At 71.4% G+C, this 22,765-nt stretch carries 21 protein-coding genes; 7 read left to right on the top strand and 14 right to left on the bottom strand.

Going from position 1 to position 22,765, the window contains the following annotated elements:
• Positions 1–55 precede the first annotated feature (55 nt).
• Together AB0G28_RS34550 and AB0G28_RS34545 are read right to left on the bottom strand one after the other, a co-directional pair.
• Positions 56–946, bottom strand: a complete 891-nt coding sequence (locus tag AB0G28_RS34550) for a cobalamin biosynthesis protein (protein WP_361098977.1) — start codon at positions 944–946, stop codon at positions 56–58.
• A gap of 41 nt (positions 947–987) precedes the next feature.
• Positions 988–1,701: an FCD domain-containing protein gene (locus AB0G28_RS34545; protein ID WP_361099062.1), complete on the bottom strand. Its 714-nt coding sequence runs from the start codon at positions 1,699–1,701 to the stop codon at positions 988–990.
• A gap of 93 nt (positions 1,702–1,794) precedes the next feature.
• Here AB0G28_RS34545 and AB0G28_RS34540 point away from each other — a divergent pair, with 93 nt between their 5' ends.
• From AB0G28_RS34540 to AB0G28_RS34525, 4 genes are all read left to right on the top strand, one after another.
• Positions 1,795–2,292: a gluconokinase gene (locus AB0G28_RS34540; protein WP_361098974.1), complete on the top strand. Its 498-nt coding sequence runs from the start codon at positions 1,795–1,797 to the stop codon at positions 2,290–2,292.
• Positions 2,289–3,656, top strand: coding sequence for a gluconate:H+ symporter (locus AB0G28_RS34535; protein ID WP_361098971.1), 1,368 nt, complete (start codon positions 2,289–2,291; stop codon positions 3,654–3,656). Before AB0G28_RS34540 ends, AB0G28_RS34535 begins: the two co-directional genes overlap by 4 nt.
• Before the next feature lie 86 nt (positions 3,657–3,742).
• Positions 3,743–4,084 carry a metalloregulator ArsR/SmtB family transcription factor gene (locus AB0G28_RS34530; protein ID WP_361098968.1) on the top strand — a complete coding sequence of 114 codons (342 nt, stop codon included), beginning with the start codon at positions 3,743–3,745 and terminating at the stop codon, positions 4,082–4,084.
• On the top strand, positions 4,081–4,593 hold the full coding sequence (locus tag AB0G28_RS34525) for an SRPBCC domain-containing protein (RefSeq protein ID WP_361098965.1): 513 nt from the start codon (positions 4,081–4,083) through the stop codon (positions 4,591–4,593). Before AB0G28_RS34530 ends, AB0G28_RS34525 begins: the two co-directional genes overlap by 4 nt.
• A 45-nt stretch (positions 4,594–4,638) precedes the next feature.
• Here AB0G28_RS34525 and AB0G28_RS34520 read toward each other — a convergent pair whose 3' ends face one another.
• The 6 genes from AB0G28_RS34520 to AB0G28_RS34495 form a co-directional block, all read right to left on the bottom strand.
• Entirely contained in the window at positions 4,639–5,607 is a 969-nt protein-coding gene (locus AB0G28_RS34520; protein ID WP_361098962.1) for a BadF/BadG/BcrA/BcrD ATPase family protein, read from the bottom strand.
• Entirely contained in the window at positions 5,604–6,869 is a 1,266-nt protein-coding gene (locus AB0G28_RS34515; protein WP_361098959.1) for a 6-phospho-beta-glucosidase, read from the bottom strand. Before AB0G28_RS34515 ends, AB0G28_RS34520 begins: the two co-directional genes overlap by 4 nt.
• Positions 6,866–7,759 carry a carbohydrate ABC transporter permease gene (locus tag AB0G28_RS34510; RefSeq protein WP_361098956.1) on the bottom strand — a complete coding sequence of 298 codons (894 nt, stop codon included), beginning with the start codon at positions 7,757–7,759 and terminating at the stop codon, positions 6,866–6,868. Before AB0G28_RS34510 ends, AB0G28_RS34515 begins: the two co-directional genes overlap by 4 nt.
• A gap of 70 nt (positions 7,760–7,829) precedes the next feature.
• Positions 7,830–8,861 (bottom strand): sugar ABC transporter permease, encoded by a 1,032-nt coding sequence (locus tag AB0G28_RS34505; protein ID WP_361098953.1) that lies wholly within the window; start codon positions 8,859–8,861, stop codon positions 7,830–7,832.
• Positions 8,858–10,216, bottom strand: coding sequence for an extracellular solute-binding protein (locus tag AB0G28_RS34500; protein WP_361098950.1), 1,359 nt, complete (start codon positions 10,214–10,216; stop codon positions 8,858–8,860). The genes AB0G28_RS34505 and AB0G28_RS34500 overlap by 4 nt, the downstream gene beginning before the upstream one ends.
• Positions 10,217–10,227: 11 nt before the next feature.
• Entirely contained in the window at positions 10,228–11,439 is a 1,212-nt protein-coding gene (locus AB0G28_RS34495) for an ROK family transcriptional regulator (protein WP_361099059.1), read from the bottom strand.
• Between the two features lie 488 nt (positions 11,440–11,927).
• On the opposite strand from AB0G28_RS34495, the gene AB0G28_RS34490 reads away from it, so the two are divergent.
• Positions 11,928–12,137, top strand: coding sequence for a hypothetical protein (locus AB0G28_RS34490; protein WP_361098947.1), 210 nt, complete (start codon positions 11,928–11,930; stop codon positions 12,135–12,137).
• 19 nt (positions 12,138–12,156) lie between these two features.
• Here AB0G28_RS34490 and nudC read toward each other — a convergent pair whose 3' ends face one another.
• The 5 genes from nudC to AB0G28_RS34465 are packed head-to-tail and all read right to left on the bottom strand — an operon-like array spanning position 12,157 to position 19,161.
• Positions 12,157–13,176, bottom strand: a complete 1,020-nt coding sequence (gene nudC / locus AB0G28_RS34485) for an NAD(+) diphosphatase (RefSeq protein WP_361098945.1) — start codon at positions 13,174–13,176, stop codon at positions 12,157–12,159.
• Entirely contained in the window at positions 13,176–14,555 is a 1,380-nt protein-coding gene (locus AB0G28_RS34480; RefSeq protein ID WP_361098942.1) for a pitrilysin family protein, read from the bottom strand. Before AB0G28_RS34480 ends, nudC begins: the two co-directional genes overlap by 1 nt.
• Entirely contained in the window at positions 14,552–15,844 is a 1,293-nt protein-coding gene (locus AB0G28_RS34475) for a pitrilysin family protein (protein WP_361098939.1), read from the bottom strand. The genes AB0G28_RS34480 and AB0G28_RS34475 overlap by 4 nt, the downstream gene beginning before the upstream one ends.
• A 9-nt stretch (positions 15,845–15,853) precedes the next feature.
• Complete coding sequence (locus tag AB0G28_RS34470) at positions 15,854–17,401, bottom strand: DUF2207 domain-containing protein (RefSeq protein ID WP_361098936.1); 1,548 nt, start codon at positions 17,399–17,401, stop codon at positions 15,854–15,856.
• Between the two features lie 47 nt (positions 17,402–17,448).
• Entirely contained in the window at positions 17,449–19,161 is a 1,713-nt protein-coding gene (locus tag AB0G28_RS34465) for a DUF2207 domain-containing protein (protein WP_361098933.1), read from the bottom strand.
• A 561-nt stretch (positions 19,162–19,722) separates the two neighbouring features.
• Between AB0G28_RS34465 and AB0G28_RS34460 the strand changes: the two genes are divergently transcribed.
• Positions 19,723–20,691: a neutral zinc metallopeptidase gene (locus tag AB0G28_RS34460; protein WP_361098930.1), complete on the top strand. Its 969-nt coding sequence runs from the start codon at positions 19,723–19,725 to the stop codon at positions 20,689–20,691.
• A 7-nt stretch (positions 20,692–20,698) separates the two neighbouring features.
• Here the strand turns inward: AB0G28_RS34460 and AB0G28_RS34455 are convergent, their stop codons facing one another.
• Entirely contained in the window at positions 20,699–21,661 is a 963-nt protein-coding gene (locus AB0G28_RS34455; RefSeq protein WP_361098927.1) for an RDD family protein, read from the bottom strand.
• A gap of 33 nt (positions 21,662–21,694) precedes the next feature.
• Between AB0G28_RS34455 and AB0G28_RS34450 the strand changes: the two genes are divergently transcribed.
• The gene (locus tag AB0G28_RS34450) at positions 21,695–22,702 is read left to right on the top strand and encodes a stage II sporulation protein M (protein WP_361098924.1); all 1,008 of its coding nucleotides are present in this window, start codon (positions 21,695–21,697) and stop codon (positions 22,700–22,702) included.
• The last annotated feature ends 63 nt before the right edge of the window (positions 22,703–22,765 follow it).

Here is a 22,765-nt window from a genome sequence, read left to right as displayed (position 1 = left end):
TCGCAGCGGTCAAGGAGAGCGGGCCGGGACTCGGCGGCCGGAGGCAACACAAAGCTCAGCCAGAGCGGCGCCAAAGCCCCGCGACGACCGCCAGCACCACCGAAGTCACCCCGGCCAGCCAGCCGACGACCCGGGACAGCTCCACCGCCCGCGTCACGTGCCCCGCATCGGGATTCCGGCCCACGCCCAGCACCGGCAGCTCCGCCACCCCGTGCGGGTACACCGTCCGGCCGCCGACGCGGATCTCCAGTGCTCCCGCGAACGCCGCCTCCACGCGGCCCGCGTTCGGGCTCGGGTGGGCGATCGTGTCGCGGCGCCACGCCCGCCACGCGCCGCCCGCCGAGCCGCCCACCACCGGGGCCGCCAGGACCGTCAGGCCGGCCGCCACGCGGGTGGGGACCAGGTGGACCAGCTCGTCGAGGCGGTCGACCGCCCAGTGGCCGCGGCGTCCCGCGCGGGCCCGGCGCAGCAGGCTCACCGCTCGCGCGCCCACCAGGCCCGGCACGCCCGCCAGCGCGCCCCACACCAAGGGCGCGACCACGGCGTCGGACGTGTTCTCCGCCAACGTCTCCACCGAGGCCCGGGACAGCGCGATCGCGCCCAGCCCGTCCGCCACCCGCGGGTCCAGTTCGGACAGTGTCGAGCGCGCCGGCTCGAAGCGGCACTCCTCGAGGTCGCGGGCCAGCTCCGTGCCCTGCAGCGCCAGCCCGGCCGCGCCGAGGACCGCCCACGTCGTCACCGCCGTCGCCGTGGCCTGCACCAGCGGACGGCCTCGGCCCGCCCGCTCCAGCAGCGCCCCGCCCAGCACCGCCGCGCCGGCGACCAAGACGCCCGAGCGGGGCGGGAGACGGCGGAACGCCGTCACCGGGAGCCGCCGCCGGGGGTCGCCGATGGCGCCGTCGGCCGCCACACCCAGCACCAACCCGATCGCGCGTGCCGCGCTCACCCGTGCCCCCCGGGGTACGAAAGTCCAGTTCCGCACGGAGGCTACTCGACCTCGGGACCGCTCTCCGATACCAGGGCGGCGATCTCGTCGCGCGCCTGGACCACGATGTCGCGCATCGCCCGTTCCGCCCGGTCCGCGTCCCCGGCGGCCACCGCCGCGGCCACCTCGACGTGCAGCGCCACCGCCTCGGGCTGCGGCTCCGGCGGCATCAGGCCGTGCCCGGTCCGGCCGGTCAGCACCTCCGCGACCACCTCGGACAGCTGCCCGAACATCGGGTTCCGGGAAGCGGTGAGCAGCAGGTCGTGGAAGGCGATGTCGAACCCGAGGAACGCCGAGAGGTCGCGCGCGCGGGCCGTCCGCGCCAGCCGCTCCCCCAGCGCGCCCAGGCGGCCGCGCTCCTCCGGCGTCGCGCGCAAGGCCGCGAACCGCGCCGCGCACGGCTCGATCGCCGACCGCAGCTCGTTCAGCGTGGCCAGGGCCGCCGGGCGGGCCGGGCCGTCGAGCTGCCAGCGGATCAGCCGCGGGTCGTAGTGGTTCCACTCCGCCTGCTCCCGGACGATCACCCCGACCCGCCGCTTGCTGCTGGTCAGCCGCATCGTCTCGAGGACGCGGACGACTTCGCGGGCCACCGTCCGCGAAGCGCCGAAGCGCTCCTGCAGCTCTTCGGAGCGCAGCACCGTGCCCGGCACCAGCGCGCCGTTCGCGATCGCCGCGCCGAGGGCGTCCAGGACCTGCTCGTGTCTCACCTGATCAATCTAGCCGCCTGATTCGATTAAGTAGTACTTCATCTTGAATAAGTAGTACTTTTGAGTTTCACTCACCTGGGCACAACGAAGTGGGAGGTGCGGATGACCGTCATCGTGGTGATGGGGGTGTCAGGCTCCGGGAAGACGACGATCGGCACGGCGCTCGCCGAGGCCCTGGGCGTCGAATACGCCGAAGCGGACACGTTCCATCCGAAGGCCAACATCGACAAGATGACCGCCGGCACGCCGCTGACCGACGAAGACCGCGCGCCCTGGCTCGAAGCCATCGCCGGGTGGATCCGCGAACACCAGGCGACCGGCGGCGTCGTGACGTCGTCCGCACTCAAGCGTCGGTACCGCGACGTCCTGCGCGGCGGCGGCGACGTCTGGTTCGCCCACCTGCACGGCGACCGGACGCAGCTGGCCGAGCGCATGAAGACCCGCACCGGCCACTTCATGCCCGTGTCGCTGCTGGACTCCCAGCTCGCCGACCTCGAACCCCTCGAGCCGGACGAGGCCGGCGCCGTCTTCGACAACACCGGCGGCACCCCGGAAGAGATCACCGAAGCCGCGCTGACCGCCTTCCGGGAGCACGCGTGAACGCCGTCCTCGCCGCCGGCTGGACCGGCCACGACACCCGCCTGATCACCGCGACCCTCGTCGCGATCGCCGTCATCGTCGTGCTGATCACGAAGGTGAAGCTGCACCCGTTCCTGTCGCTGACGCTCGGTTCGCTCGTGCTCGGCCTGGCCGCCGGGTTGCCGATCACCGACGTGATCAAGAAGTTCTCCAACGGCGTCGGCAGCACGGTGGCGTCCGTCGGCATCCTGATCGCCCTCGGCGCGATGCTCGGCAAGCTGCTGGCCGACTCCGGCGGCGCCGACCAGATCGTCGACACCGTGCTCGGCAAGGCCCGCGGCGGCGCGCTGCCCTGGGCGATGGCGCTGGTCGCGGCGCTGATCGGGCTGCCGATGTTCTTCGAGATCGGGCTCGTCATGCTCATCCCGGTGGTGCTGCTCGCGGTCAAGCGCACCGGGAAACCGTTGATGCTGCTGGGAATTCCCGCGGTGGCCGGGCTTTCGGTGCTGCACGGCCTCGTCCCGCCGCACCCCGGCCCGCTCGCCGCGGCCGGCGCGTTGAACGCGAACGTCGGCGTCACGCTGGCGTTCGGCCTGCTCGTCGGCATCCCGACGCTGGTCGTCGCGGGCCCGCTGTTCGGCAAGGTCGCGGCGCGGCTGGTGCCGGACGCCGTGGCCCCCGAGCGGCTCATCCCCGAACGCGCCGACACGGACAAGCCGCGGCCGAGCTTCGCCGCGACGCTGACGACCGTGCTGCTGCCGGTCGTGCTGATGCTGGCGAAAGCGCTGTCGGACATCCTGCTGAGCACGAACAACCAGGCCCGGAAGATCTTCGACTTCGTCGGTGACCCGCTGATCGCGCTGCTCGCGGCCGTCCTGGTGGGCATGGTGCTGCTCGGCCGCCCGGCCGGGCTCGGTCGCGAAAAGCTGTCCACTGTGGTCGGTGACTCGCTCGGCCCGATCGCCGGGATCATCCTCATCGTCGGCGCGGGCGGCGGGTTCAAGCAGACCCTGGTCGACGCCGGCGTCGGCGACGTCATCACCGGCCTGGCCAAGGACGCGCACCTCTCGCCGCTGCTGCTCGGCTGGCTGGTCGCGGTGGCGATCCGGCTGGCGACGGGCTCGGCGACGGTCGCGACCGTGTCGGCGGCGGGCATCGTGGCACCCCTGGCCGCGGACATGGACCCGTCCCACAGCGCCCTGCTGGTCCTGGCGATCGGCGCCGGTTCGCTGTTCTTCTCGCACGTCAACGACGCCGGGTTCTGGCTGGTCAAGGAGTACTTCGGCCTGTCAGTCGGCCAGACGCTGAAGAGCTGGTCGGTGATGGAGACGCTCATCTCCGTGGTCGCGATCGCGCTGATCCTGCCACTCTCCCTGGTGGTCTAGGTCAAGGTCCGTGAAGGCCTCCTTACCGGCGCTAAGAGCCGGGAAGGAGGCCTTCACGGCTTTGGGGACCGTTGACATGTGACCTTTTGGTCACCTATCGTCGGGGCGTGCAAGACGACCTGGTGTTCAAGGCGCTGGCGGATCCGACCCGCCGGTTCCTGCTCGACCTGCTCTTCGAGCGTGACGGCCGCACGCTCACCGAGCTGGAGACCCAGGTGGAGATGACCCGCTTCGGCGTCATGAAGCACCTGAAACTCCTGGAAGAAGCCGGGCTCGTCGTCGCACGCAAGGAAGGCCGCGAGAAGCGGCACTTCCTCAACCCCGTCCCGATCCGCCAGATCCACGACCGGTGGATCGACAAGTACACCGAGCGTCACGTCACCGCGCTGCTCGACCTCAAGAACGAGCTGGAAGGCGAAGAACCATGACGAACACCGTGCAGGTCTACCGCGTCTACATCAAGGCTTCCCCGGAGCGCGTCTGGGACGCCATCACGAAGCCCGAGTGGACGCAGAAGTACGGCTACACCGGGCTGGCCGACTACGACCTGCGGCCCGGCGGCAAGCACCGCACCCGCCCGACGCAGCCGTTCATCGACGCCGGGATGACCGGCGACCTCGTCGACGGTGAAGTCCTCGAGGTGGATCCGCCACGCAAGCTGGTCGTCACCTGGAAGCTGCTGATGGCCCCGGAGGACGTCGCCGCCGAGCCCTACACGACGCTCACCTACGAGATCGAGGAGTCCAAGACCGCGGGCACCCGGCTGACCGTGACCCACGACGTCACCGGCGCCCCCGCGACCGCCGCGATGGTCAGCGGCGCGCTCGAGCGGCTGGACGCGCCACCGAACGAGAACGCCGGTGGCGGCTGGGCCTGGATCCTGTCGGACCTCAAGTCGCTGCTGGAGACCGGCGAGACGATCGTCCCGGCGCCCTGAAGGGGGCCGGCGGGACCTGCTTCGAGGCAGGTCCCGCCGGGGGCCTCAGGCGCGCTGGGTCGCCGCCTTCAACGCCGCCTTCGCGGCCTCGGTGGCACCCAGCGTGTCCAGTCCGAACAACGCCGCGCCGACCACGGGGTTCACGTCGACGACGCGGACCACCGCGCGCGGCGCGACCTTGAGGCACCGGCGCTCGATCTCCGCGATCACCGGCGCGCCGACCCCGGTCAGCACGCCGCCGCCGAGGACGATCTCCGGAGCGTCCCCGGTGAGGTCCAGCTTCCGGAGGATCACCGCCGCGAACACGCTGACCTCCTCGACGAACCGCGTGACGATGTCCTGCGCGACCTCGTCGCCCGCCGCGGCCACCTCGAACAGCAGCGGGCACAGGCCGTGGATCGATGCGGCGTCGATCTCCCCGAAGTGCAGGCCCTGGACGACGTCGAGCAGCGCCGGCCGCCCGAAGTACGCCGCCACCGCGGGCATCAGGGCCGTCCGCGGGCCGCGGCCGTCCTCGGCGCGCACGGCCCACCACAGGGCCTCTTCGCCGAGCCGGTAGCCGCCGCCCCAGTCGCCGGAGATCTTGCCCAGCGCGGGAAAGCGGTGCACGCGACCGTCCGGGCCGACGCCGGCGCCGTTGATCCCGGCCCCGCAGACGACCGCGACGCCCACCCCCGCGCTGCCCGCCCGCAGCAGCGCGAGGGTGTCGTTGCCGACCGTCAGGGTGTCGCTCCAGCCGCGAGCGGACAATGCCGCGTGCAGCGTCTCCTCCTCGCGCGGGAAGTCCAGCCCGGCCAGGTACGCGGAGGTGTGCACGGCGGACGGCCGCGACCCGAACGCGGGATACGCCGCCAGCACCAGTTCTTCCAGCGCCGCAACGCATCCCGCGACGCCGATGTTCTGCGGCGACGCGCCGGGGCCGCGTGACGACCCCAGCACCACGCCGTCTTCCGAGACCACCAGGACCTCGGTCTTGCTGTTGCCGCCGTCGATCGCGATGACTGCAGGCTTCATCCGCGGGCCCACGGCAGGTACTCGCGGTTGATCTGCACCAGCGAATCGGCGAGGGTGTCGGCCTTGCTGTACTGGCCGACCAGCGGGTGCGCCAGCAGGGCGTCGGCGACGCGGTCGCGGCCGCCCTTCAGCGCCGCCTCCAACGCGAGGAATTCGTACGCCGTCGTCGCGGAAATCAAGCCGGAGAAGTTCGGCTCGACCGGCGGCTGCGGGATCGGCGTCGTACCTTTCGAGTCCACAATGGACCGAGCTTCGATGACGGCATCGTCCGGCAGGAACGGAAAGGTCCCGTCGTTGCGGACGTTCACCACGTGCTCCTCGGCCGGACCGCCCGCGGTCAGCGCGTGCACCAGCTGCACGGCGGCTTCCGAGTAGTACGCCCCGCCGCGCTTTTCGAGGGACTCCGGCTTGGTCACCTGCTCCGGATCGAGGTAGATCTTCAGGAGTTCTTCCTCGACGTCGGAGACGACGTCCGCGCGCGGCCGCTCGGTGCGCTGCTTGGTGACCTGCTCGTCGTGCGCGTAGAAGTACTTCAAGTAGTACGACGGCACGACGTTCATCCGCCGCAGCCACTTCTCCGGCACGCTGACCTCGTGGGACAGGTACTCCAGGTGCTCGTCCAGCAGCTCGGGCAACCGGTCGACGCCGTCGACGAGGGCACCGCGCTCCCAGCTCAGGTGGTTGAGCCCGGTGTGGACGAGCTTGACGTCGTCCGCGCCGACACCGAGCAGGCGGCCGAACTGCCGCTGCAGGTTGATGGCGACGTTGCACAGCCCGACCGCGCGGTGGCCCTCGTTGAGCAGGGCACGGGTGACGATGCCGACCGGGTTGGTGAAGTTGACGATCCACGTGTCGTCGCCGGCGATCTTGCGGACGCGGTCGGCGATGTCCAGCACCACCGGCACCGTGCGCAGCGCCTTCGCCAGCCCGCCCGCGCCGGTCGTCTCCTGGCCGACGCAGCCGCAGGCGTGCGGGAACGTCTCGTCCGAGCGCCGCGCCCGCTGCCCGCCGACGCGCAGCTGGATCAGCACGGCGGAAGCGCCGTCGACGCCCTCCTCGAGCGACTGCGTGGTGTGCACCCGCGCCGGGTGGCCGGCGTGGTCGAGGAGGCGCTGGCTGAACCCGCCGACCGCTTCGACGCGGTAGGCGTCCGGGTCGACCAGCACGATCTCGTCGACGTCCAAAGTGGACCGGCGGCCGGCGATCCCGTCGATCAGCTCCGGCGTGTAGGTGGACCCGCCACCGACGACTGCCAGTTTCATCCCTTGACCCCCGTGAATGTGATGCCCTTGACGAACGACTTCTGCGCGAACACGAACAGCACGATCACCGGCGCCATGATCAGCGCGGTCGCCGCCATCGTCATGTTCCATTCGACGTGGTGCATGCCGCGGAAGGACGCGATCGCCAGCGAAAGCGGCCAGTGGTCCTGGTTCTCGCCGGTGTAGAGCAGCGGGCCGAAGTAGTCGTTCCAGGTGAACAGGAAGCAGAACATCGCGGTGGCCGCGATCCCGGGCTTGGCCATCGGGATGAGCACCCGGTACATCGCCTGGAACTCGTTGCAGCCGTCGATCTTCGCCGCTTCGATGTAGTCCTTCGGAATGGTGAGGAAGAACTGCCGCAGCAGGAAGATCGAGAACGCGTCGAAGAAGAAGTACGGCACGATCAGCGGCACCAGCGTGCCGGTGAGGCCGAGCCGCACCCACAGGTCGTACAGCGGGACGACGGTGACCTGCGGCGGCAGCAGCATCGCGGCCACGGTCAGCATGAAGAACAGGTTCTGCCCGCGCCACCGCAGTTTCGCCAGGCCATAGGCCGCCGGGATCGCCGACAGCAGCGCGCCCGCCGTCGCCAAAGCCGAATACAGCAGGCTGTTGCCGAAGTATTCGAGCAGCGGTGCCTTCTGGAACACCTTGACGAAGTTCTCGAAGTGCCATTCGCTCGGCCACAGGCTCGCCGTCATCGCCTGGTCGCTCGCCATCACCGCGGTGAGGAACACGAACAGGATCGGCAGCATGAAGATCACACCCATGGCGATACCGACCGAGTGCAGCGCGATGAACGACAGCCGCTTGTCCCAGTTGCGCTTGAACCGCACGCGGGGCGGCACGGACACCGGCGGCTTGCGCGCGGTGTCGGACAGCGTGATCATGCCCCCACTCCATTCATGCGGGACACCCGCACCCGGTCGGGGTCATGAACAGGCTGTCGCGAGGGTATGTTCATGCCCCCTCCTCCTGATGCTGGGTCTTCCGCAACTGCCGCACGAGAATCCAGGTGAAGCCCGACGACACGATGAACAGCAGCACCGCCATCGCCGCCGCGTAACCCATGTTGAAGTAGCGGAAGCCCTGGACGTACAGCCAGATCGGGTAGGTCAGCGTCGAGTTCTGGGGTGCGCCGATGAGCTTCGAGTTGCCCGCGACGTCGGCTGTGCCGGCGCTTGCCGAAGCGGCGACGATCGCCTGCGTGAAGAACTGCAGGGCGTAGATGATCGAGTTGACCACGCCGAACAGCAGCACCGGCGAGATCGACGGCAGCGTGACGTGCCAGAACCGGCGGACCGGGCCGGCGCCGTCGAGCTCGGCGGCCTCGTACTGCTCGGTCGGGACGTCGAGCAGGGCGGCCAGGATGATGATCATCAGCTCGCCCGAGCCCCACAGGGCCAGCAGCGTCAGCGCGGGCTTCGACATCGCCGGGCTGTTGAACCAGAGCCCGCCGTCGATGCCGACGAGCCGCAGGAACCGGTTGACCGGGCCGAACTCCGGGTTGAACACGAAGACGAAGGCCAGCGTCGCCGCCGCGGGCGGGGCGAGCGTCGGCAGGTAGCAGAGCGTCCGGACCAGGCCGACGCCCGACTTCAGCCGCGAGATCACCGACGCGATGCCGAGGGAGAACACCACCCGGCAGACCGTCAGGACGACCACCAGCCACAACGTGTTGTACGCGGCCGTGCCGACCAGCGGCTCGGTGGTGAACATCCGGACGTAGTTGTCGAAGCCGATGAACTGCGGCGGGTTGATCAGGTCGTAGCGGGTGAAGGAGTAGTAGACCGTGGCGATCAGCGGGTAGCCGAAGAAGATCAGGAACCCGAGGAACGCCGGGGCCATGAAGAACAGGACGGTCCGGCGGCGCTTGGCCCGGCGGGCCCCCGCCCGCACCTTCGCAGGTGCGGCCGGGGTCCCATCGGTTTTCGCGGCGAGGGTGCGGGTCGAGGGACTCTTTACCGCCGAGACCCCATCGGACAGAGTCATCCGCCCGCGCCCTTCTGCTTGAGCTCGTCGTTGATCTGCGCGTCGACCTTGGCCAGGCCGGCGGTCAGGTCGGGTACCGAGCCGGCCTGCCACTTCTCGGCGAAGTCGTTGACCGCCTTGAGGTGCGCGTCGCCGATCGGGGTGGTCTGGTTGGCGACCAGCTTGCCGCTGTCGTAGATGTCGAGGAACGTCTTGAACTGCGGCTGCAGGTCCAGCCGCGGCGAGGTCAGCGACGCCTTGGTGCTGGGCACGTTCTTCAGGCCGTTGGCCATGTCCACCAGGGTGTCGGTGTCCAGGGTGACCTGCTTGATGAGCTCCCACGCGGCGCCGGGGTTCTTGGCGCCCTTGGGGATCGCGATGATCGTGCCGGTGGTGAAGCCGCCGCCGTAGTGGTCGGCCATCGTGTCGAGCACCGGGAACGGCGCGGTCTGGTACTTGACGTCGGGCGCCTGGTCCTTGAGGAAGGCGGTGCGGAACTCGCCGTCGATTATCATGGCGAGCTTGCCCTTGTGGAAGCCGTGGTCGGCGGAGTACTCGTCGCCGAGGCCGGCCTTGAACTTCTCGACCTTGTCGTGGCCGCCGTAGAAGTCGATGAGCTTCTTCTGGAACTCGAACATCGCCTTCCAGCCGGGGTTGGTGGCGAGGTCGGACTTGCCGTCCGGGCCGAGGAAGGGCGCTCCGAAGTACTGCGCCCAGTACTGGGCCTGGTTGGCGTAGAACGGCATCGAGGGCAGGAAGCCGGCGACCTTGATCGAACCGTCCGGGTTGAACTCGGTGAGCTTCTTGGCGTCCTCGAACAGCTCCGACATCGTCTTCGGCGGCGAAGTGACGCCCTTCGCCGCGAACATGTCGGTGTTGTAGTACATCCCGTAGACGTCGGCGAGCATCGGCATCGCGCACCGCTTGCCCTGGTACTCGGTGTAGTTGCGGACGGCGTCCGGGATCTGGTTCAGGTCGATCTTGTCGCGGTCGAGGTAGGGCTTGAGGTCCTGGAAGCTGCCGGTGGAGCACCAGGCGCCGAGGTTGTCGGTGTAGAAGGAGATCGCGACGTCGGGTGGATTGCCGCCGCGGATCGACTGCGTGAGCTTGTCGTCGTCCTGGTTGCCCTCGTGCTTGATCTCGATGTTCGGGAACTTCGCCTTGAGCTTGTTGAGGCCCGCGGTGACCACGCCGTACTCGCGGTCGGTGAACTTGGAGTACACGGTGAGCGTGAGCTTGTCGTCCTTGCCGGGCGCGGCCGCGGCGTCCTTTGTGGATGGTGCGGCGGCACCGGAACAGGCGCTGGCCAGCAGGACGGACGCCGCGGCGGCGACCGCCAACAGCGAGCCACGGCGGATCCGGGTGGTAGGGGGCATGGCCCTCCTCCTCATCGGTTGGGGCTACTCGGGCGGGGACGGGTGCTTCCGGCCTCGGGCCTGCGCGACCCGAGGAGCGTGGGGGTGACGACGCCGAAGACGTCGACCCGGGTGGTGGCCAGCGCGGACTGCAGCGCACCGGCGCGGACGGCGTTGCCCTGCACCGACGCGCAGCCGACGGGCGTGCGCGGCAGGACCAGTTCGTGCAGCTTCTCCTGCACCAGGGCGGCGAATTCGGCCCCGCCGGCGCGGCTGGTGTCGCCGCAGAGCAGGACGAGCTGCGGGTCGGCGACCGCGACGAGGTTGGCGACACCGCCGGCGACCCTTCTCGCCAGGTCGTCCAGGAAGGGATGGCCCTTTTCGGCTTTTCCGACGGCCTCCCAGGCGGTGCCGGCCTGGATGCCGTGGGCGGCGGCGAGGCGGCAGATGGCGGGCGAGTCGACGAGGTTGCCGAAACGGGCACCGGCCTCCGGCCAGACGTCACCGGTGTCCACTGTGGCCGGATCGGGCACGCGCATCCAGTCGATCTCGCCGCCCCCGCCGGTGGCGCCGCGCAGCAGCCGCCGTCCGATGACGACGGCGCCGCCGACGCCTTCGGACAGCCAGACCATGACGAAGTCGTCGACGTCCTGGGCCATCCCGGCGGTCATCTCCTCGACGGCGACCAGGTTGACGTCGTTCTCGATGAGGACGTCGACGCCGAGTTCGTCGCTGAGCTTCTGCGGAACGTCGAAGCCCAGCCAGCCGGGGATGTGCGGAGCCGAGGAGAGCAGGCCGGTCCGCGGATCGAACGCCCCCTGCGCGCCGATCACGACGTGGGCCAGGTCGGTTCGCTGGATTCCGGCTTGCCCGGCGACGTGGTTGAGGGCTTCGCCGAAGGTCCCGACGACATCGGCCCCTTCGTGCACGGGCAGCGGCGTCCGGTACTCGGCGAGCACGACCCCGGCGACGTCCGCGACGACGAAGTCGGCGACGTGCGGAGTGAGATCGACGGCGGCGACGAAGGCGAGGCTGCCGTTGGCGGCCCAGAGCTGGGCCCGCGGTCCCCGGCCACCGCCCCGCACACCGGCCTTGACGACGAGGTCGTCCTGCTCGAGCCGGGTGATGAGCTGCGCGGTGGCGGGCTTGGACAGTCCGATGGCGAGCTCGAGTTCGGCACGCGTGAGGGGCCCTTCGCGAAGAAGGACCTCGATCGCGGCGCGATCGTTGATCTCGCGCAGCATCCGCGGGCTACCGGCTCGCACTCGTCCCTCCGGACTTAATTAGGATACTTTACAGACGGTTTCCGGGGACTGTAGTGAGCCGAAGCACAGCCGTCAACGGGCTGGGGAAACGGCCGGGTAACGCTTGGGGCCGCGCTGGGCCACCTGGCGGAAACACCGGTGAACGACTTCCGCCGGTCGTCCCGGGCCTGGTCAGCGGATTTCCGCTTGCCCAGCGAGGGATGCTGGTGGCATGGACGTCGTGGCGCAGCGGGTGCGGACCACCTGGACCAAGCGGTCCCGGGGCGGCCCGGCGGCTTCGGCGCGCAACCGCGTGCCGATCGCCTTCCCCCTGCCGGCGGAGGCGGGACTCCACGAGGTGGATGTCGACGAGTCGACCGGCTTCTCGCCACGGTTCGCGGTGCGCCCGCTCGCCGAGCTGGACGGCGTCAAGCTCCGGGAGGTGGACGGCGAGCTGTCGGTGCTGGTGCTCCCGTCACCGGGGGGGGGTGCCGCGGCGGGCCTGGCGACCGCAGCCGGTCCGGCTCCGGCCGGGCGAGTGGCTGCGCTGGCAGTTCAACCTGCGGTTCGGCTCGACCTTCTCGAGCGGGAGGGCCTGGAGCTACCGGCTGGAGACGCTCAACCTGGCGTACGGCGGCCACCCGGACTTCTCGGGCAAGCCGACCCGCACGGTGATCGAGCGCGGTGACCTGCGATGACCGCTCGGCGGCTTTGGACTCAGGCTTCCGCGTCCGCCCAGGCCTTGAGCATCACGCGGGCGATGGACGAGTTCCCCGGCAGGATGATCTCCGCAGCCCCATCCGCGATGGGCGTCGGCTTCGAGCCCTCACCCCGCACCGAGCTGTTCGCGAACGCCTCCCGCACCTCGGCCCGCGACACCCACAACGCCTCTTCGATCTCACCATCCGCCGGCACCAGAGGCGCGAAACGATCCGCCCGGGCCGTGAAGCCCAGCATGATCGACCGCGGGAACGGCCACGGCTGGCTCCCGAGGTACCGGACGTCCGAGACGGCCGCGCCCACCTCTTCGCGGATCTCGCGGACGACGCAGCTCTCCAGCGCCTCCCCCGCCTCGACGAACCCGGCCAGCACCGAGTACCGCCCGGCGGGCCAGATCGGCTGACGCGCCAGCAGCACGTGCGAACCGTTCGTCCCCTCGAGCGAGTGGACCAGGCAGATCACCGCCGGGTCCGTGCGCGGGTACTCCTCGCGCCCGCACCCGGTGCACTTGCTCGCCCAGCCGAACTGGACCAGCTCCGTCGCACTGCCGCACCGCGTGCAGAACTTGGCCTGACGACGCCAGAACCGCAACGCCTGTGCCGTCGTGAAGAGCCCGGCCGACGTGTCGTCCAGCAGGTCTCCGTACCCACGCAGCTCGACCCAGACCTCGCCGTCCGCGCGCGGGACCTCCTCGACGAAACCCCAGCTGCCCGCCATCTTCACGGTGTCGGCCGAACCCGACGGGCCGCCCGGCAACGACCAGTAGTCGACGTCCTGCCACTCGCCCAGGAACACCGCCTCCGCCGGCGGGGCCGTGCCGAAGTCGATCGCCTTGCGGAACGCCAGCGTCGCCGTGCCTTCGACGACCGGGGTGCGCCCGGTGTCGTCCAGGAGGACGACCCGGGCGTCGGCCCAGCGCGACGACAGCCGCGAAGGGTTGGTGCGCAAGCCCTCCTGGCGGTCCACTGTGGACCGGGACAGGGTGGGCAGGGCACCGAGGGTGAACGGGACGGACATCAGGCCGGCTCGCCCACGACGACGTCGCCGAGGGCCAGCAGCTTGCGTTCGAGCACCGCCGCGTCACCGACCACCACGCCCGTGAACCGCTTGGGCGCGAAGTACTTCAACGCCGCTTCCGCGACATCCTCGGCCGTCACCGCGGCGACGCGCGCCGGGTGCTCGAGCAGCCACTCCAGGCCCAGCCCGGTCGAAGCCAGCGCCAGCACCTGCCCGGCCAGCCCGGCCTGCGACGACGTCGACGTCAGCAGCGAGCCGATCGCGTACTGCCGCACCGACTCCAGCTCGTCGCCCGACGGCGGGACCTGGCCCAAGCGACCGAGCTCGTAGCGGGTCTCCAGCAGCGCCGGCGCCGTCGCGTCGGTCGCGGTGTCCGCGTCGACGTTGACCACCGCCGTGCCGTCGGTGAACTCGAACCCGGAGTGCGCGGAGTAGGTGTACCCCTTGTTCTCGCGGATGTTCTCCACCAGCCGCGACGAGAAGTACCCGCCGTAGGCGAGGTTCGCCAGCTGCAGCGCGGCATACCCCGGGTCGGTGCGCGGCACGGTCTGCGCCGACAGCCGGATCTGCGACTGCACCGCGCCCGCGCGCGGCACCAGCAGCACGCTCGGCCCGGTCAGCTCCGGCAGCGGCGGCAGCCGGACGGCGGAGCGGTCCGACGCCCAGCCGCCGAGCACCTTCTCCAGATCGCCGAGCACGCCGGCCGGGTCCAGGTCGCCGACGAGCACCAGCACCGAGCCGCGCGGCAGCACCGACGCCTGGTGCAGCGCACGGACCTGCTCGGGCGTCACGACGGCGACGTCTTCGGCCTTCGGGACCTCGCGGGTCGCCGGGTGGTCGCCGTAGCGGTGCTTCTGCAGGGCCTCGCGCGCGATCGTGCGCGGCTGGGTCCGCGAGACGGCGATCCGCTCGACCAGCCGCTCCTTCTCGCGGGCGATCTCCTCGTCGGCGTACGTCGCTCCGGTGAGGACGTCACCGAGGACGTCGAGGAACGTCGGCAGCTTGTCGGCCAGCGCGGACCCGGTCAGCACCAGGCGTTCCGGGTCGACGCCGGCGCCGATGTCGCCGCCGATGAGCGCCAGCTCGGTGTCGATCTCGATGCGGTTGCGGCGCGCGGTGCCGGTCAGGATCGTCTCGGCGAGCACCTCGGCGGTCGCCGGGTGCAGCGCGTCGTCGCCCGCGAACGGGATCCACAGCCGCGCCTCGACCAGCGGCACGGTCGCCTTGCGCACGGCCAGCACCCGCAGGCCGTTCGACAGCTCGGTGTCCACATGGGACAGGTCGGCGGCGGCCCGCTGCTCGCCGAGCGGCGGGAGCGGCCGCGGACCCCGCGCGGTGCGGCCGATCTCCTCGGCGCTGCGGTGCGTTGCAGAAGTCACTGCTCGTTGTTCCCTTCCGAAGCGGGCTTGACCACCAGCACGGCGCGCGCGTCCGGGCGCAGCGCCTTCGCCGCCGCCGAAACGGCTTCCGAGGTGACGGCGGACATGCGGTCCGCGAGCTTGTACACCAGCGACGCGTCGCCGTAGAGCAGCTCGAACGAGCCGAGCGCGAGGGTCCGGGACACCAGCCTGTCGTGCTCGGAGTGCAGGCTCGCCGTCCACCGGGCGGTGACCTTGCGCAGCTCCTCCTCGCTCGGCGGGTTCTCGGCGAGCTTCTCCAGCTCGTCGTCCAGCGCGGCGAGCACCCGTTCGCGAGGCACCTCGTGCGGGTGGATCAGGGTGATGGTGAACGTGTCGGGGTCGCGGGCCTCGAACGGCCCGAACAGCCCGGCGCCGGCGCCGATGTCGACCACCAGGGGCTCGCGGTGCACGAGCCGCTGCTGCAGGCGCGAGCCGTCGCCGTCGGTGAGCACCCCGGCGAGCACCAGGTAGGCCAGGTAGCCGTCGACGTCGTTGATCGGGTCCGGCATCCGGTAGCCGATGCCGAGCGCGGGCAGCGGGGCGTGCGGGTCTTCGACCTCGCCGCGCAGCTCGGTGGTGGGCAGCGGCTCGGCGAACGACGGCCGCTGCGGCGCCGGCCGGTGCGGGACGTCGCCGAAGTGCTCCTCGATCAGCTTCTTGGCGTTGCCGATCTCGAAGTCACCGGCCACCGTGAGGACGGCGTTCGCCGGCGAGTAGTAGGTGTCGAAGAACGCCGCGCAGTCGTCGACCGTGGCGCTTTCGAGGTCCTCGAAGCCGCCGTAGCCGTTGTGCGCGTTGGGGAACGTCGAGTACAGCACCGGCGGCAGGGTGATCCACGGGAACCCGCCGTAGGGCCGGTTCAGCACGTTGAGCCGGATCTCCTCCTTGACGACGTCGATCTGGTTCGCCAGGTTCTCCGCCGTCAGCTTGGGCGCGCGCATCCGGTCGGCTTCGAGGAACAGCGCACGCTCGAGCGCGGCGCTCGGGAGCACCTCGAAGTAGTCGGTGTAGTCGGGGTGGGTGGACCCGTTGAAGGTCCCGCCACTGGACTGCACGTGCCGGAAGTGGGCGAGTTTCTCCAGGCTCTCGGAGCCCTGGAACATCAGGTGCTCGAAGAGGTGCGCGAAACCGGTGCGCCCCTCCGGCTCGGAACGGAAACCCACGTCGTAGTGCACGCTGACGCCGACCACCGGCGCGGTCGCGTCGGGGGCGAGAACCACCCGCAGACCGTTGTCGAGGGTGTATCGGACGAGCTCGGGATCGGCCATGGCCCCACCCTACGACGGGTCGGCACCCGCGTGCGTCCCGACCGGCGAGTGAGAACGGGCGTGCTGCTCCACGGCGTCGAGGAGACGGCCGCGCCGGGCGGCGGCGAAGGTGCCCGCCAGCGCGGTCGCGAAGGATCCGGCCTGGTCAGGGGTGACGTCGCCGTCGTGCCAGTACACCGGCGGCGGGTTCTTGAGCCCGTCGAAGGCCGCGACCCACGGCGCCAGTTCGCCCAGAGCGAGCGCGTACGGCAGGCCGCGGGAGAAGACGAGCTCGCGCTGCGGCTTCGTCAGCTCCTTGGGCTTGGCCGACGCGAGCTTCTCCGCGACGCCGCGCAGGCGCCGCGCGACGTCGGCGCCCGCCCGCCGGCGCGCGGGCAGGGCGGCCGAGGCGACGACGGCCGCGATCCCGGCGAGCACGACCATGACGCCGAGCTGGGCGTAACCCACCGTCAGCGCGAGCAGGACGGTGAGGAACACGCCGTAGCCGACCACCCGGAACCCGGCGCGGCGGAGCCGTCCGGGACGGCGCAGCCAGCCGCGGCCCGTGAGATCGGCGGCCAGCGCGGCCCGCGGCACCTCGACGTGCCGCTGCCGCAGTTCGGCGAGGGTCACCGATTCCCCGGGCAGGACGGTTTCGAACACGGCGCGCTCGAAGGCCGTGAGGTGCTCGTCGGGTGGGTTGCGGCGGGTCAGCCGGGAGCCGTCGCTCACCCAGAGGTAGTTGCGGACGGCGAGGTCGAGCACGGTCGCGGCCAGGTCGGCGGGTCCGGCGCGGCCGTACAGGAGGACGCCGGCGTGGCCCGGCAGCACGCCTTCCGGCGACGCGAACTCGCCCGTAGCTTTCACGTGAAAGCTCCCACCTGGGGCCCGAGCTTTCACGTGAAAGCTCCGGCGACGGGCGAGACCGACCAGGACGGCGGTGAGCAGCAGGAGCGCGCCGAAGGCAGCCCAGGCCCAGCCGACCGGGGCGGTGAGCACGAACGCGCCGGCGACCGTCTTGGCCGGGACCAGGACCTCGTTGTCGGGAACGGTGCCGGCGGGCAGCTCGACGGTCGCCGTCATCCGCTGGCCCGCGGCGAGGTCCTGCTGGCTGAACCGGGTCAGCCCGGCGTGGTCGATCTGCGCGGCCCCGCACGAGAAGTCGGAGTCCGGCGGCCCGGCGAGGCAGTCGACGGCCGTCGGGATCTTCGGCGCCGCGAAGGACGCGCGGACGAACTTCAGCTCGGTGCTCCAGCCGCCGGCCAGCTCCCAGGTGACCCGGCTCCCGGCGACCGCACCGTCCACTGTGTACCGGACGATCGACGTGCCCGCGGTGAGGTGGACGGTGAAGGCGTCCTGGTCGACGTTCGCCGTCCCGGCGCCTTCGAGCACGACGTCGCGGACGCCGTAGACGCGGTCGCGGTGGTGCGGCGCCGGAACGCGCAACGCGACCCGGCGGTCCATGGTCTCCCCTTGCGGCACCGAAATCGCTTCGGCGACCGACAAAGAGCCGTCGCGCTGCACCTTGAGCTGGATCTCGGCGCTCTGCGCCACGGTCGGCAGCGGCGGCTGGTCCACGGGAGCCGCGGCTAGGAAGAGCGCGAGTACGGCCTCGGCGAACACGGTCAGCGCGTCGCGGCGGCGCGGCCGGACTCGGTGAGCAGCCCGTCCAGCGCGGTCAGGAAGGACGGGAAGTGCGTGCCGAACCGGCGCAGGTCGGGCTCGGCTTCCATGCCGCCGTACCAGTACAGCCCGGCCGTGCCGTCGGACGCCGGGTTGAGCGCGGCGAAGGCGCCGAGCCAGCGTTCGGTGTCGCCCAGCACCACCGCGTACGGCAGCGACCGGGAGAACACCAGCTCGCGGTCGGCGGGCGGGATGTCCTCGGCCCTGGCGGTGTGCAGGTAGTCGAGCAGGCCCCGGACCTGACCGACCAGCGCCCGGCCGCGCGCGGTGCGGGACGGCAGCAGCGCGGCCGCCGCGGCGACGGCGAGCCCGGCCAGGGCGACGGCGACGCCGAGCAGCGCGTCGCCGACGGTGAAGGTGAGCACGGCGGTGACGACCAGGCCGAGCGCGAAGATCCCGGCACCGAGCCAGGTCAGCCGCCCGCGCGCGGTGTCCGGGCGCCGGGAGAACCAGCGCTTGGTGACGACGTCGGCGTACATCGCGTCGCTGATCCGGCGCAGGTCGAGCCCGCCATGGGCGCGCAGCTGCGACACCAGCACGCTGTCGGTGCCCGCCGGCAGCAGGGTTTCGCAGACGGCGCGCTCGAAGTCGTGCAGGTGCTCGTCCGGCGGGTTGCGGCGGGCGATCTGCCAGTCGTGGCCGGGGACTTCGGCGAGCCAGAGGTAGTTGCGGACGGCCAGGTCCACCACGGTGGCACTGATGTCGACGACGTCGACGGTCTCGTCGACGACCGTGCCGACCTGCCCGGGCAGCACGCCGTCCGGGCTGGCGAAGAAGACGCGGTCGCCGTCGCGCAGGAGGACTTCGACCGGGCCGGTGGCGGTGAGGAGAGCGCCGGCGTCCTGCTTGCGGCGCCGCTGGACGAAGATCCCGCCGGCGACGAGGAGGACGAGCAGGACGGCGAAGGCGATTCCGGTCGGCGGCGTCAGCGCGAAGGCGTTGGCGAGCAGGCCGATGTCGGCGAACACGGCGTTGGCCGGGGTGGTGTTCGCGGGCAGGCCGACGAGGAGGTCGACGCGGTCGCCCGGCCGGACGTCGTTCTGTTCGAGCCGCACCACGCCGGTGTGGTCCAGCTCGGCGAGGGTGCAGCGCTGGCTCGAGCCGAGCGGGCCGGCGAAACAGTCCACAGGGGACAATTGGGGCGACGGGGCGAGGAACGACGCGGTGAGCTTGTCCAGCGGCGCGTCGAAGCCGCTCGCGACCTGCCAGCGGGCCTGCTGGCGGCCGCTCTGGTCGGCGATGGCACCGTCCACTGTGTACGTGACGGCGGAGGCGCCGCCGGCGAAGGTGAGGACAAGCTGATCGCCGGTCAGTTGGCTCGTGGCGGCGCCTTCGGTCTTGACGTCGCGGATGTGGAAGACGCGGTCCTGGTCGTCGCTCGCGGGGACCTTGAGCGGGACGCGCGAGGTGAGCTGCTTGCCGCCGGGAACGGTGACGTGTTCGGTGACGGACAGGGTGCCGTCACGGAGGACTTTCAGGGCGACGTCGGCGACGGTGCCCTCCGCCGGCTGGACGCCCTGCCCGGTGAGCAGCTGCGGTTTCTTGGCCTGGTCGGCGGGCAGGCCGGGAAGGACGGGCCCGGCGGAGGGCCCGTCATCGGCAAGGGCGGTCCCGGACGGAACCAGCACGGCCACGGCGACGGCGGCCGCTGTCACCCATTTCCTCGACACAGCACCACACCCTAGAGCACCCGATCTATGCTGACGCCCGGAACGGCGCGATCGGCGCGGGTACGCCGGTCGGTTCAGGGGAGGGGTTCCTTTTCGATGACGCACGGCCCGCAGGGTCCTGGTTCACCGGGTCCCGGTCCGCACGACCCGCGCCGTCCGCTGCCGCCGCCCGGGAGGCCGCCGCTTCCGCCGCCGGCCGCGCGGCCGCTGCCGGGGCCGGGGCCGGGTGGTGGGCCTGGGCAGTCCGGGTGGCCGAATCGGGCGCCCGGCGGGCCGCACGGCCCCGGCGCTCCCGGGCAGAGCGGCCACCAACCGCACCAATCCCCTGCCGCTTGGCCAGGCGGAGGCCCGCAGGGCTTCCCAGCTCCACCAACCGGCACACCGCCGTTCGGCTACCCCGCCCCGCCGCCCGGGCGGGCTCCGCTGCCACCTCCGGCGGCCGCCGCCCCGCCCGTCTTCACCCCCCACTACGCCGGGCCGCCTTCCTTCGGTCCGCGCTTCGCTCCCGGCTACACCCCCTACGTCGCCAAGAAGTCGAATGCCGGCGTGATCGTCGCCGTGGCGATCGTCGCCATCGTCGCCGTCGCCGGTGGGCTGATCGCCGCCGTCGCGCTGAGCGGTGGCCAGTCGCGGCACGTCGCCGACGCCGGTTACTCCAGCACCTACCCGACCACCCCGGAAGAGACCACCGAAGCGACCACCACCACGTCGTCGACCTCCGAAACGACCACCGCCCGCACCTCCGAGCGCGAAACGCCGACGTCGCAGACCCCGTCCGGGCCTCGCTCGGTCGTGGCCACCGGCGACAACCCGCTGTTCGGCGGCGCCGACTACGGCCTGCAGAACATCCCGTGCTCCCTGAGCCGCTGGGCGGCCGACCAGAGCAGCGCCACCCGGTTCTTCCAGTCCGGCATCGGCTGCCTCGACGCGGTGTGGTCACGCATGCTCGGCGCGCTGAACCTGCCGTTCCGGACGCCGAACCTGGCCGTGCCCCAGTCGCTCTCGGAATCGTCGACGCCGTGCGGCAGCGGCGGCACGACGACCGGCGTCACGCCGTTCTACTGCCCGTCGAACAACACGATCTACCTGCCGATGGACCGCATCGAGATCGACGTGTGGGGCAACCACCCCGGCCCGTACCTGTCGATCCTGGCCCACGAATACGGCCACCACGTGCAGAACCTGGCCGGCATCACCGAGGCGTTCGGCGAGCAGCGCTACGACGCGGGCGCCGACTCGGCGGCGGGCCTGGAGCTGTCACGGCGCATGGAACTCGAGGCGCAGTGCTTCTCGGGGATGTTCCTCGGCTCGTCGTCCATCTCCGGCGGCTCGGTCGACCGCAACATCTACAACGAAGCCTGGAACTCCCAGGACCGCGGCGACGACTACGCCCGCAACGGCAAGCGCGACCACGGCAGCGCCAAACACAACATCTCCTGGTGGCAGCACGGTGCCACCAAGAACCGGAACCAGCAGTGCAACACCTGGCTCTCCGCCTCGGCGGACGTCTCGTAATCCGGGGTCAGCTCGGCGGGGTGAACGGGTTTTCCGGCGCCGGCGACTCCGGCACGGCCGAATGCGGAGGCGCGGGCTGAACCGGGTGTGGCTGCGCCGGGTAACCCCAGCCCGGCGGAGGCGTGTGCGGCGCCGCGTAACCCCCGCCCGTGGCAGGAGCCTGACTTACCGGGTAACCCCAAGCAGGCGGCTGACCCGCGGCGTAAGCCTGGAACGCCCGCGCGTGATCACGGTTGCGCCGCTCGGCCAGCACCGCCGCCAGAAACGCCCACGGCGGCACCCCCGGCGGGACCGGCGTCCCCAGCGCGTCGCCGACCTGCTGCGCCAGCCCCCAGCCCAGCGCGTGCGACGCTTCCGGCCGCAGCTGGCCGAACCGGCCGAGGAACTGACGGCTCGCCAGGGCGAGGTCGTCCGGGAGCCGGGTCAGGTCGAGCTGGGCCGCCCAGCCTTCGAGGCCCGGGGGCATCGCGATCGCCGGGTAGCTCGCGCTTTCCGGCACCCGCTCGCGGATCACCAGCGTCCCGGCCAGGAAGTCGCCGACGCGGCGGCCGTCGGACGAGCACAGCGACACGATCACCGCGACCGCGCCGAACAGCCCGAGCGTCCAGAAGTCCACGATGAACCCGGCGAGCCCGCGCACCAGCGCGTGCCGGAACCGGATCGGGCCGCCGTCGACGCGCACCACGCGCAGCCCCACCGCCAGCTTGCCCAGCGACCGGCCGCGCGAGAGCGTCTCGAACACCACCGGGTAGCCGACCATGACCAGCACCAGGAGCACCAGGAGGATGGCCGTGCCGAGCGCTTCGTCGATGTCCGGCAGCGCGATCACGAGCACCATGAACGAACCGAACAGCAGGACGAACTGGACGAGCACGTCCAACGCCATCGCCAGGGCCCGGCTGGCGAGCTTGGCGACGCGCAGGTCCAGGACGACGGCTTCGCCGGTGACCAGCTCGGATTCCTCGTGCACGCCGCCCAGGGTAACGACGGATAGGGTGGTCGCGTGGATGTGGACGTCTTCGTCGCGGCGCACGCGGCGGAGTGGAACCGGCTCGGCGAGCTGACGCGCCGCGGCGGCAAGCTGACCGGGCCCGAAGCCGACGAACTCGTGACGCTCTACCAGCGGACCGCGACGCACCTGTCGATCGTCCGTTCGGTCGCGCCGGACCCGGCGCTGATCGGGCGGCTGTCCGGATTGGTCGCGCGGGGCCGCTCGGCGGTCTCCGGGTCGCACAACCCGGCCTGGCGCGAGGTCGCGCTGTTCTTCACGCGCCGGTTCCCCGCCGCGGTGTACCTCTCGCGGCGCTGGTGGATCCCGGCCGCGCTGGCGTCCGTCGCGGTGATGGCCGTGATCGCCGTCTGGGTTTCACGCGACCCGAACGTGCGCGCGGCGATCGGCACGCCGGACGAGCTGAACGCGCTCACCAAGCCCGGCGGCGAGGCCGAGACCTACTACTCGACCAGCCCGGCGGCGTCGTTCGCGGCGCAGGTGTGGACGAACAACGCGTGGGTGACGGCGACCTGCCTGTTCCTCGGCGTCGCACTGGGCCTGCCGGTGATCGGCGCGCTCTGGCTGAACTCGCTCAACGCCGGCGTCATCATCGGCGCGATGAGCGCGGCGGGCCGCGGCGACGTGATGATCGGCCTCCTGCTGCCCCACGGCCTCCTGGAGCTGACGGCGGTGTTCGTCGCGGCGGGCACCGGCCTGCGGCTCGGCTGGACGGTCATCGACCCCGGCCGCCGCTCCCGCACGAAAGCGCTGGCCGAGCAGGGCCGGTCGGTGGTGGTCATGGCGCTGGGGCTGGCGTGCGTGCTGTTCGTCTCGGGCGTGATCGAGGCGTTCGTGACACCGTCGGGCTGGCGGACGTGGGTCCGCGTCGGCATCGGCGTGCTGGTGGAAGTGGCGTTCCTGACCTACGTCTTCACGCTCGGCCGCCGCGCCGCGAAGGACGGCGAGGTCGGCGACCTCGACGCGCGCGACGCCGGAGACGCCCTGCCCGAGTCCGCCTAACGGTCGACACGCGTGATCAGGAAGCCGACACGCGTGATTGAGGGGACGACACGGCGACGCCCG

Source organism: Amycolatopsis sp. NPDC021455 (assembly GCF_040640995.1).
Lineage (GTDB): Bacteria > Actinomycetota > Actinomycetes > Mycobacteriales > Pseudonocardiaceae > Amycolatopsis.
Note: the sequence above shows the minus strand (reverse complement) of the source record. Positions and strands in the feature narration are given on the sequence as shown.